Below are 11,239 nucleotides of genomic sequence, written 5' to 3'. Positions count from 1 at the left end.
ACCACATACAAGTGACCGTTCTAGCTCATTCCCCCCACTTCAAAAATTTGATTTCGTAGGCTAACGCGATTAAGGAACCCTGACTCTTTTTTTGCTAAATTCTCACACAATCTGAAAGGCTATTTAATCAAAACCTAAGCATCGAAACCAGTCAAACTTGATGGTTTTTCTTTACGTTAGCCAGAATTAAAATTATATAGAGATATCAAGCTAAGAATGTGATGAAAGCTATTACAAAACATAAATATGGAGGTCCGGAAATTCTAGCTTTGGAAGAAGTAGAAAAACCAACGGTAAAAGAAAACCATTTACTGATTAGCGTCAAGGCAAATTCTGCAAACCCTGCTGACTGGCATATCTTAAGAGGCAAACCTTTCTTTGCCCGATTTACCTTTGGTTTGTTTAAGCCAAAAAATCAAATTCTTGGTGCTGACTTTGCCGGTATTGTTGATGAGGTAGGACAAGGTGTTACAAGGTTTAAAGTTGGTGATCGTGTATTTGGAGAAATGCTAAATGGAGGAGCTTTTGCAGAGTATACTTGTGCTCCTGAAACTGTTTGTGGGTTAATGCCAGATGAAGCTGATTATAACGAAATGGCCTGTGTCCCAATTGCAGGATTAACAGCCCTACAAGCATTGATAGCTCATGGAAAACTAAAAGAAGGAGAATCAGTCTTGATTAACGGTTCTTCGGGAGGAGTTGGACATTTTGCCGTACAGATAGCAAAAGCCTATGGGGCTCATGTTACTGCTGTTTGTTCTAGTAGAAATATAGACTTTGTGAAATCCCTTGGTGCTGACAAGACCTTTGCCTACGATAAAGAGGACATTCACCTGCATAAAGAAAAGTATGATTTGATTGTGGATACAAATGGTAACCTAAATTATGATGATTATACACGGATGGGAAAACGCGGTGTTATGGTTGGGTTTACCACCATGGGACATATGATTTCAGTATTGCTAAAAAAAGGATTTAGTAAATTTCCTCTTACGCAGATTACTGCTGTAGCCAATAGTGAAGACCTAAATACATTATCAAAGCTTATAAAAGAGGGAAAGGTAAAACCACATATTGAAAAAATATATCCCTATTCTAAAATCCCTGAAGCTATTGGATACATAGAATCAATGAGAACGAGGGGAAAGGTGGCCATGTCATGGGATCTGTAATTTATCAAGAAAAAAATCTAACCACAACAAGGTTTAAGGGGCATTAAAACGAGCCTTATACGAAAGGTTGGGTGCAATTCCCCCTACTTCAAAAATTTGATTTCGTATGCTAACTCGATTAAATTACCTTTTCTCATTATTTTTATCTCTGATCGTCACAATTTGGTGGCTAATTTTTCAGCACGTCCTTACCTTGTGGGAAAAGGAGCAATTTTTAAATAGAAATAACCCATGAGCAAAAAACGAATATTCTTTACCGGTGGATCGGGAAAGGCTGGAAAGCATGTCATCCCATACTTACTTGACCAAGGACATCGGGTCATGAATGTGGACTTGACGCCTTTGAAATATCCCGGGGTGGATAACCTGACAGCGGACATTACCGACTCCGGACAGATGTTTAATGCGATGAGTTCTTATGCCGCCTTGGATGAGTTGGAACCGGGGAATGGTATCCCCCGATTTGATGCCGTCGTCCATTTTGCTGCGGTACCCAGGATTTTGATCAAGCCTGACAATGAAACTTTCCGTGTCAATACCATCGGAACTTACAATGTGATCGAAGCAGCTGTCAAACTTGGGATCAAAAAAATAATCATTGCCTCCTCGGAGACGACTTATGGGATTTGTTTTGCCGATGGTCCGACGGATCCCAAATCACTGCCCTTGGAGGAAGACTATGATGTGGATCCTATGGACAGCTATGGCCTTTCTAAAGTGTTGAATGAAAAGACGGCCCGGAGTTTTCAGCGCAGGTCAGGGTTTGACATTTATGCACTTCGTATCGGAAATGTCATTGAGCCCCATGAATACGCCGAACTATTTCCCCATTATTTCAAACATCCCGAAGTCAGGCGCAGGAATGCCTTTTGCTATATTGATGCGCGTGACTTGGGTCAGATAGTGGATCTTTGTCTGCAAAAAGACGGCTTGGGTTATCAGGTTTTCAATGCCGGCAACGACCACAACGGTGCGATCATCCCGAGTAAAGAATTGGCAGAACGTTTTTTCCCCGGTGTGCCGATTACAAGAGAATTGGGAGAGCATGAAGCTTTATTCTCCAACCGCAAAATCAAAGAAGTTTTGGGTTTCAAAGAAGAGCATAACTGGCGGAAATATGTGAAAGGGGAGTGAATTGTGTGTTTGGAATTTAAAGAAAATAGACTCATCTCTGAAGATTTCTCATGAACCCCTTTCTCAAAAACATCCACCATATTGGCATCATCTGCTCGGATTATGCCAAATCGAAGCAATTCTACACTGTAATTTTAGGCTTGGAAATCATCAGGGAGATTTACCGCGAAGAGCGTGATTCTTATAAATTGGACCTCTCCCTGAATGGAGATTACATCATAGAATTGTTTTCTTTTCCTTATCCTCCTGCAAGGGTCTCAAGGCCGGAAGCGACCGGCTTGAGGCATTTGGCTTTTTCTGTGGATAATCTTGAGGCTGTATTGGCCGTGATGGAAAAACACAAAGTATCCTTTGAACCGATCAGAACAGATGAGTTTACGGGTAAAAGATTCACTTTTATCTCCGATCCCGATGGATTGCCGATTGAGTTTTATGAGAAGTGAAGAACCCTAAGATGGAAAACTTTGGGCAAACCCATATTTTCATGGTTTTCCAAAAAAATTAGGTATTTTTCACACGCCTTATTTAGCTCCCGCAATGAAACAACCAAATCCCACTGCCAAGGAATTGGCCTCCAAAAGAAAAAAGATCATCCTGTTTTTTGGATTGATAATTATTTTGACCGGTGCTTTTGCAGTTAAGAAACTCTTCTTTACTGACTCTATTTTTGACAGGCAGCTTTATTCACTTTCTCAGGAAATCAACCAGTCTACTCCTATTATGATAGACGAAAACATCAGACTGGAACGTACTTCTGTCAAAAGAGGGGAGATTTTTGTTTACCATTATACTTTGGTAAACATGGAAAAAGGGAAGTTCGAGGAAAATGAGTTGAAGGAATTTTTCAGGGCACAGATATTGGATAACATCAAAAACAACCCGGATCTCAAATATTTTAAAGAAAACAAGGCTTCTATGGTATATGATTACAAGGACAAAAACAAGGAGTCACTTTTTGAATTGAGATTTACACCCAAAGACTATAACTGACTAGAATCCCTTACTTACCTTTTCCCTTTCAATCCAAAACAAGTTTTCCTTCACAGTAGATCAAACACGATTTTTTTAAGTTCTTTTTACTTAAATTTTGCTTGAATTTTAACCAGTAAAATATGAAGCTGTTTTTTGCCTTGGCATTTATCATTGCTGCCTGTTCCAATAATCCTTCTGAAAATTCAGATTTTGTTTCCTCAGAATTTGAAGAAACCATAGAAATACCCAACACGAGACAGGAAGTTTATTCTTCTGAGACAAAAGTACTTTCATCTGATATCAGCCAAAAACTGGTCCGCTCAGGAGGCATCAATTTCCAATCAGAAGATTTGGAAAAGGATTATCAACAGATCAAAGGCATGCTTGGGGGATTTGATGCCTATTTGGAAAATGAATCTCAAAGCAACGACCAATTCCGAAAAACTTATAATCTCAGCATCCGGGTCCCCTCGGACAAATATGACAGTCTCCTAAATAGGATTTCCGGTATTGCTTTTAAAGTTGATAGCAAATACTCCAACACCGATGATGTCACCGAAAGGTACTACGACCTCCAAAGTCGGATCCAAAACAAAAAAGAACTGGAAAAACGGTACCGGGAAATATTGACCAAGGCGAATGAAGTCAAAGACATCCTTGAAATCGAGCGAAACCTCAACGAAGTCAGAACAGACATTGAGATGATGGAGGGGCAGTTTAACTACCTCAGCAATCAGATCAAATTCAGTTCATTGCAGGTGCAGTTCTATGAGGAATTGCCCTATGAATTAAATTCACCCAAAAAGAAAGGGTTTTGGGTTAGGATATTCAATGCCGTGGACAATGGATGGCAGGTCTTTTTGACGGTTTTTGTAGGTCTGGTGACGCTATGGCCATTCTATTTGGCAGGAGGATTGGTTTTTGTCTTGGTGATGTATCTCAAAAGAAGAAATAAGAAGCATCCATGAAACTGGGTAAATTTTACATCATTTTAATTTTTGGTTCTTTGTTTTTTTCCTGTGCAAGTATTCAGGATACAAACATCAACCTGCGTCTTGAAAAGAGTAATTGTTTTCAGGAGTACAATTATGATTATGAGGAAAGCCAGATTCCGCTTCCCCTACATACCCTTTCTATTCCGGAAACCGTCCAAAAGAATTTTTCCATACCTAGTATCAATATCGCCAATGCAATGGGGATTTTGGAATTGTTGGAGAAGTATATAACAAGCTTGGAGGATTTTAAAGCAGAGCCAAGTATAGAAAACAGGCTCCGTCATTTGGAACTGAACCAGAAACTTTCCCACCGAATAGGTTTTGCCGAGCTGGAGATTTCATCAGAATCTGCCGAATTGGGTTGTGAGGAAGAACGCATAGACCAGATAGCAAACTACCTGAAATCCAAAGAAGGGGATATTGATACCAAGCTTACTGTGGCATCCATTGTCATCGGGGCATTAGGTGCCATAGGAACTACAGTGTTTTTTGACAACGGCAAAACACCCGAGTACATCGCTTTAGGAGCAGGGATCATAGGAGCGACTTTGGGTGTAATGATATTGGTAAATAAAAAGAAAGTAACCTTCCGTCACGAAAGAAATCATTTGCAGGAAATCTGGGAAGGTCCTGCCACCTCAAAATATTTTCCAGCTTCGGTGTGGTATTACCTCAATTATGTCTATCCGGACAAGGAAGAGCAGCTTTCCAAAAGGGAGGAAATCATTGAAAAATGGATGGGTTTGGGCCTATTTGACAATGTCAAGCCAAAAGACAAAGAAGAATTGATCGGGAAATTTTTTGGAGAAGGCGGTGTCTACCTCAGTGATGAACTCGCAGAAAGGGCAAGCATGTACGACCAAATCGGATCCCAGATCAATCTGATGATGCAGGATCTAAAAACCCTTACCAGGGAATTGGAGGTATTGCAGGCAAAGATGTTTTTTGAGACTGCGAAAAACTGATACTTGATGTTCCAGCTTTCTGGTTTTTACCTTAACGCAATTTTTTTATCCTATAGATGCTCTTTCCAATCCATCGAGCAACTTATCTAAATCCGAAATTTTGGTATAAACATGGGGAGAGATCCTGACGCAATGGAGGTTCCCAAGAGAGATCGGGGAAGTTAGTATTTTATGGGTTTTCATAAGTTGGCCATACAAGTCGCCAGGACTGACTCCATCTATGGACACACATGCCAAGGCACAGCTGTATTCTTTTTCCAACGAAGTATGGATTTTCACTTTTGGGATTTCAAGGGCTTTGGTAGCCCAATAGTCCTTCAGATACCGGACTCTTTCCTCCTTTCTTTTGGACCCAATGGCATTGTGGAAGTTCAGTGCTTCACCAATTCCCTGCTCAATCGGAAAGCTTCTTGTTCCAAGATTTTCAAATTTTCGGATATCTCCTGATTTTGGATCCCCGGCACAGATCAAAGGCCAAACCTTAGATACCTTTTCCTTTTTGACCCAAAGCATGCCACTGCCAATCGGGGCGGAAAGATACTTGTGGAGGCTGGTTCCAAAGTAATCCGCTTCCAGATCAGGGATGTTGAAATCCAATAAGCCATAGGAATGTGCTCCGTCAACAATGACTTCTATACCTTTTTGATGAGCCATCCTTGCGACCTTTTGGACGGGCATGATCTGACCGGTCCAATTGACCACATGGGTAATGTGGATGATTTTGGTTTTTGAGGTGATGGCATTTTGGTACGCCCTTACTATCTGTTCATCATTTTCTATAGGAAATTCGAAATCAAGTTGTTTGTAAACAATGCCTTCCCTCATTTCCCGCTGTTTCCAAGCCTGCATCATATTTGGGTAGTCCTGATGGCTTCCGATGACTTCATCTCCCCTATTCAGATCCAAGCCATAAATCACCGTCACCAATGCTTCAGTGGCATTCCTGTTGATCGCTATTTCTTCCGGTGAGCAGCCACCTAACTTGGCGAGGCTTTCACGGAGATTTTCTCTCCCTTGGTCCAAAATCTGCCACATGTAGTATGAAGGACCCAGATTGGTCATCTGATTAAACCGCTCCACAGCCTGCTGCACTACTATCGGGCTTGGGGATACGCCCCCGTTATTGAGCATAATGATGGGTGCGGTGCTTGCGGAATATCCCTGTTGAATCACTGCCCAGTAATCCTCATTGGAAGCCATTTCCAAGGCATCACGGCCATGGTAAGTTTTCTCCAAGTTATCCCATTCTGCTGCATGAAGCTCGTTGAAAATACTGTTTGCGGAAAAAGCCCCGAGCATAGCCGTGGTTTTTTTGAGAAATGAGCGGCGGTTATTGGATTGATTCATTTTTTGATTTAAAGATTAAGCCTAGAGGGACATGGGTTTAATTTATTTCATTTTAGATCGTAATTCAAAGCGTTTCAAGTGGAATTATTTCAAATCTTTTTGGGTATTAAAACATGTCTTTGGACAGCCAACTCCCAGACTCATAAAGAAGAGTATAGATTCGGAAATGCTTGAATTTGAATTAGATAACACATTTTACTCAAAACCCAAAAAAAAGCTTGAGCGCAGATTTTCGTTTTTAAAAACTACGCAAAAAATTAAGTAAATTCAATCTGCAAAATGATAAATGGTGCTTTTTGATCAATATCCTATCTTGAAATGAAAAGAATTCACTTGTTTGAATTTGAAGACATGCCTTGGTTTCCGGATTGGATCAGGGTATTGATGACGCAGTATATCATGACTTTCCACAAAATCTTGGGAACAGCAGAGGTTTTGGAGGAACTTGTGGAAAAGGGACTTCAAAAATCAGAAGCTCCAATGATAATAGATCTTTGTTCTGGAAGTGGAGGGCCTATGCTGGAAGTAGCGGATAAACTCAGGACCTCAGGTAAATTTCCGGAACTCAAATTGGTACTGAGTGACCTGTACCCCAACCAAAAAGCCGCCAAGGCAATTAACCAAAAAGAGGAAGATTCGGTCACTTACCTGGTAGATTCTTTGGATGCTACGCAAGTGCGAAAGGGTCTTGTTGGCCTTCGTACAATGGTCAGCAGTATGCACCACATGAAACCGGAGTTGGCTAGGAAAATATTGAAAAATGCCAAGGAGGCCAATCAGCCTATCCTCATATTTGAAATTTCAGATAATTCAGCACCCATATTTCTATGGTGGCTGGCGATCCCTTTTGCATTTATTACAAGCCTGTTTTTTACGCCTATGGTACGACCCATGTCATGGCAGCAGCTGGTATTTACTTACTTGATCCCTATTCTTCCTCTCTTTATCGCATGGGATGGGGCTGTTTCCAATGCCAGGACTTATACTTTGGAGGACATGGGAGAATTGATAGAAGGATTAACTGATGAGAACTACAGTTGGGAAATGGGCAAAGTGAAAGGAAAGGGAGGAAACAAATTGTATCTTTTGGGCTATCCTTTGCATTGAACATTTTACCCCAAAGATTCAAAATCTATTGGAAATTCCTTTCTGAGGTCTAATCCACGATACTTCTCGGAATATCCAAAGCCAATCTGGTCAGCAGTTCATAATTGACCTGTTGGCTGGACTCACCGAAAGAGGCCACAGTGATTTCGAGTTCACCCTGTACACCGATAATGACTACTTCATCGCCTTTGTGAACTTCTGCCAGATCGGTGATGTCCAAAGCGATACTGTTCATGGTGACTGTTCCCACGACTGCTACAATTTTACCTGAGATAAGAACTTTTCCCTGATTGCTGAGCAAACGGCTGTATCCGTGGCCGTATCCGATAGGCACCAAGGCAATTTTCATGTCTCTTGGCGCCATATAGCTCGAACCATAACCAATGAACTCTCCCATCTTTACTGATTTGGTATTCATCACACTGCTTTTCCAGCTGATGAGTCTTTTGAGAGGGTTTTTATTGTTTTCTGCCAATGATTGGAACCTGTACATATAAGTTTCTTGGGTGGGCCAAAAACCATAGGAAGCAATTCCTATCCTGACAAGGTCCATTTTTGTTTCTGGATAAAGCAACGTTGCCGCCGAACAAGCGGTATGGTACTTTTCAAAATTTATTCCCTGTGCCTTAAACCAATGTTTGAATCTCTTGTATTGTTTGATCTGCTTGCGGACGCGTACATAGTTGCTGATACTTTCCGCCCCGGCATAATGTGTGCACAATCCTTTGAGGGAAAGGTGAGCAGCATTCTCTTTCAGAATCTCCATCAAAGCTTCTTTTTCCGCCCATTCGAATCCTGTTCTGTGGAATCCTGTTTCCACTTCCACATGGATTTTGGCTTTGACCTGGAGTTTTTTGGCTATTTCAATTGTGGCATTTAACCTTTCAAATTCAAAAACATAAAAGCTGATTCCTTTTTGGAGGATTTCTTCCAGATCATCATTTTCCAACATGCCCATGATCATCACTTCGCTCCTGGATTTGCTTGCATTATGTACCCTCAGCGCCTCATCTGCACTGAAGGTGCTGAAATGACGTATGCCGTTTTCCTCTGCCAATGAGACGATGTTTTCAATCCCGTGCCCATAGGCGTTTCCTTTGACGACGACAGAGATTTCAGTTTTTGGACCGATATCAGATTTCAAAAAATCCATGTTTTGCCTGTAGGCCTGCCTGCTAATTTCAATGTAAGAAGTATGACGCATGTGGCAAATTATACAATTTAGAGGGATTGAGGGCTAAAAAATCCAAATTGGTTGTCTCTTTTCAAAAATTTTCTTTGGACAAACATTGCCGAAATTCTTTCATGGAAATCTCTGAAATCGGATCATTTCAGTTTCCCGATGATTTCAGCAGCTTCTTTTCTCCCTGAATTCTGGAGGTATTTTATGGCTTCTTCAGTATTTCCTGATTTTACCAAAGTCAAACCAAGGTACCAATAAGCTTCTTTTTGGAAAACGCCAGATTCAAACTGGGTTGCTTTTGCCAGATAGGATTTGCCATGTTCAGTATCACCGATGGCGAGAAAAGCAGATCCAAGGAAATAATTCAGGGTATCATTATCCGGCTTTTCGGATAACAGTTTTTCCCATCTTGCTATGGCGGCCGGGTAATCTCCTGTTTTGTAATCAACCATCCCCCTGTCAAATTCATAATTGGACTGGAGTCCCATGGCAGTAACCATGCCCGGATCCGGTTGGTAATAGGCCCTATACAATTTTTCATTTTCTGTGGTATTGCCCAAAAAAATCCAAAGTGTAATCGCCAATAAAAAAAGCAGGGAGGCAGCAACAGCAAGCGGCTTCCAAACAAATGGCTTTTTGGAAATGATCGGGATTACTGGGGTTGACGTTTTCAATTCGGCATGGAACTCTTCCATGGTGTCCTTTAGAGAAACCAATTCTACTTCCTGTAACAGGACCTTGATGTCCTCGTATCTCGCCCTGAGGTTTTGGTCAATCTCCAGTTCTGATTCAAAGGATTGCTTTTCGGCATCAGTCATCAGACCAAGGATATAGCCTTCGATTCTTTCAAATTCCTGTTGCGAGTATAAATTGTTAGAGTCCAATTTTCTATTTATTTAGGGTATTCATTTTTTCTTTGAGGCGCTGTATGCACCTGTATTTGTTGTTTCGGGCTGTGGCCTCAGTCCATTGGAAAGCTTTGGCAATGGTCTCCATGGATTCCTTTTGGAAGTAAAACCTTTTCAGGATTTCCTTACAGTTTTCTCCGAGTTTTTGAAATTCCAAAGACATGGCACTACGGAGTTCCTCCCTGTCTGATTCTTCGTTTTCTTCTCCTTTTTCATGTTCGGGCCTGAAGTCTGTGGTTTTTTGATACCGGGAGGATCTCAGGTAATCCAACCATTTGTTTTTTGCGATCTGATACAGGTATCCTGTGACTGCAGTTCCGTTTTCAGGGATGAATTTATCAGACCTGACATTATTCCAAAGGGAAATGAAAGCCTCCTGAAATAAGTCTTTGGCCTGGGCTTCACTCCCGTTGTTTGCCAAAACATATTTTTCAATTTTCGGAAATTGTGATTGGTAAAGCCATTTGAGCACTTTTGGCTCATTTGATTTGATACCAAGGATTAATTCATCTTGGGAAAAAGGATTAAAAGTAGTTTCCTGCATGGTTTAAAACATTACAGAAATATACCATTTAAAGGCTTTTTTCCAAACTGATTTTGATTGTAATCAACTTTAACTTCTATACCTACATCGAAAGAAACAAAAGATGTCATCAATGATTAAAAGAAAAAATCGGCCAAGGTTTCTCGGCCGATTTAGGGTTGGTCGTCCCGGTAATTAAAAAATTCAAGTTCAACTTAAAACTGATCGATGTCCTGATATACGTTAAGGTTGGTGGTAAGGAAATCCACCAAAAGTGCCTGATGGGCCTGTACAAATGGGTTATAAACCGCATTGTTGGTATAATCAGCGTTGCCATTGAAAATCAGTGCCACAGCCATGCCGTTGTTTTCTGTCATGTAAGAAGATCTTGTCCCTGGCAGGGCACCATAGAAATAGTACCTCGTATTCCACTTGACAATGCCGTTGCCAAAATTTGGATCAAGCGGGGCAGCGCCCGAACCTTGGATAAATTTCTGGTAGGTGGTTGCATCCAAAATATCCGGTCGGCTTGGGTTCCCATCTATAGCCAAGACAAACTTCAATAAGTCTGAAGCAGTGATGACCACCCCTGCATCTCCGTCTCTTCTTTCGATGTTGAGGTTATATTCAAAACCTTTTGTTCCTCCCTGTCCATAGTATTTGGCTTCGTCAGACTGGAGGTTGGTCATGGCTGATTTTCCCATCACTGCAGAATTGATTCCTAGGGGAGTTAAGAAATCATCCTTCATAAATTGGTAATATGATTTGCCAGAAACCTTCTCTATAATCCTTGCAGCCACAAAGTAATTGGTATTGACATACCAAAAGCGTGTCCCCGGATCATATTTCAGTACAGAGTTATCCATCATCCAATTGAAGAATTGAGTATTGTTCATTGCCGGATTGGAGTCGATGGCGTCACGGTCATTGGCC

At 41.1% G+C, this 11,239-nt stretch carries 12 protein-coding genes; 7 read left to right on the top strand and 5 right to left on the bottom strand.

Translation table 11 applies throughout. The features are described from left to right. The first annotated feature begins 221 nt into the window (after positions 1–221). The 6 genes from ACZFYI_RS08685 (at position 222) to ACZFYI_RS08660 (ending at position 5,238) form a co-directional block, all read left to right on the top strand. The gene (locus tag ACZFYI_RS08685; protein ID WP_462523731.1) at positions 222–1,172 is read left to right on the top strand and encodes an NAD(P)-dependent alcohol dehydrogenase; all 951 of its coding nucleotides are present in this window, start codon (positions 222–224) and stop codon (positions 1,170–1,172) included. Positions 1,173–1,403: 231 nt separating this feature from the next. Next, positions 1,404–2,306, top strand: a complete 903-nt coding sequence (locus tag ACZFYI_RS08680; RefSeq protein WP_462523730.1) for an NAD-dependent epimerase/dehydratase family protein — start codon at positions 1,404–1,406, stop codon at positions 2,304–2,306. Positions 2,307–2,356: 50 nt separating this feature from the next. Continuing rightward, complete coding sequence (gene gloA2 / locus ACZFYI_RS08675; protein ID WP_462523729.1) at positions 2,357–2,749, top strand: SMU1112c/YaeR family gloxylase I-like metalloprotein; 393 nt, start codon at positions 2,357–2,359, stop codon at positions 2,747–2,749. Between the two features lie 94 nt (positions 2,750–2,843). Beyond that, positions 2,844–3,296 (top strand): hypothetical protein, encoded by a 453-nt coding sequence (locus ACZFYI_RS08670; RefSeq protein WP_462523728.1) that lies wholly within the window; start codon positions 2,844–2,846, stop codon positions 3,294–3,296. Between the two features lie 122 nt (positions 3,297–3,418). Continuing rightward, a complete protein-coding gene (locus ACZFYI_RS08665; RefSeq protein ID WP_462523727.1) occupies positions 3,419–4,246 on the top strand; it encodes a DUF4349 domain-containing protein in 828 nt (275 codons plus the stop codon). Further along, positions 4,243–5,238 (top strand): hypothetical protein, encoded by a 996-nt coding sequence (locus ACZFYI_RS08660; RefSeq protein WP_462523726.1) that lies wholly within the window; start codon positions 4,243–4,245, stop codon positions 5,236–5,238. The genes ACZFYI_RS08665 and ACZFYI_RS08660 overlap by 4 nt, the downstream gene beginning before the upstream one ends. Positions 5,239–5,283: 45 nt before the next feature. Here ACZFYI_RS08660 and ACZFYI_RS08655 read toward each other — a convergent pair whose 3' ends face one another. Next, positions 5,284–6,585, bottom strand: a complete 1,302-nt coding sequence (locus ACZFYI_RS08655; RefSeq protein WP_462523725.1) for an aminotransferase class V-fold PLP-dependent enzyme — start codon at positions 6,583–6,585, stop codon at positions 5,284–5,286. A 318-nt stretch (positions 6,586–6,903) separates the two neighbouring features. On the opposite strand from ACZFYI_RS08655, the gene ACZFYI_RS08650 reads away from it, so the two are divergent. Then, positions 6,904–7,692, top strand: coding sequence for a hypothetical protein (locus ACZFYI_RS08650; RefSeq protein WP_462523724.1), 789 nt, complete (start codon positions 6,904–6,906; stop codon positions 7,690–7,692). A 49-nt stretch (positions 7,693–7,741) separates the two neighbouring features. Here ACZFYI_RS08650 and alr read toward each other — a convergent pair whose 3' ends face one another. The 4 genes from alr to ACZFYI_RS08630 all read right to left on the bottom strand — a co-directional run. After that, positions 7,742–8,896: an alanine racemase gene (gene alr / locus ACZFYI_RS08645; RefSeq protein WP_462523723.1), complete on the bottom strand. Its 1,155-nt coding sequence runs from the start codon at positions 8,894–8,896 to the stop codon at positions 7,742–7,744. Between the two features lie 122 nt (positions 8,897–9,018). Next, positions 9,019–9,759: a tetratricopeptide repeat protein gene (locus ACZFYI_RS08640; RefSeq protein WP_462523722.1), complete on the bottom strand. Its 741-nt coding sequence runs from the start codon at positions 9,757–9,759 to the stop codon at positions 9,019–9,021. A 4-nt stretch (positions 9,760–9,763) separates the two neighbouring features. Next, complete coding sequence (locus ACZFYI_RS08635; protein ID WP_462523721.1) at positions 9,764–10,327, bottom strand: RNA polymerase sigma factor; 564 nt, start codon at positions 10,325–10,327, stop codon at positions 9,764–9,766. A gap of 194 nt (positions 10,328–10,521) precedes the next feature. Then, positions 10,522–11,239 (bottom strand): serine hydrolase domain-containing protein (locus ACZFYI_RS08630; RefSeq protein WP_462523720.1); only part of this gene is annotated, 718 nt, incomplete at its 5' end.

The sequence above is a fragment of the Aquiflexum sp. genome (genome assembly GCF_977115555.1).
The sequence above is the reverse complement of the archived record's forward strand: the minus strand, read 5'-3'. Positions and strand labels throughout refer to the sequence as shown.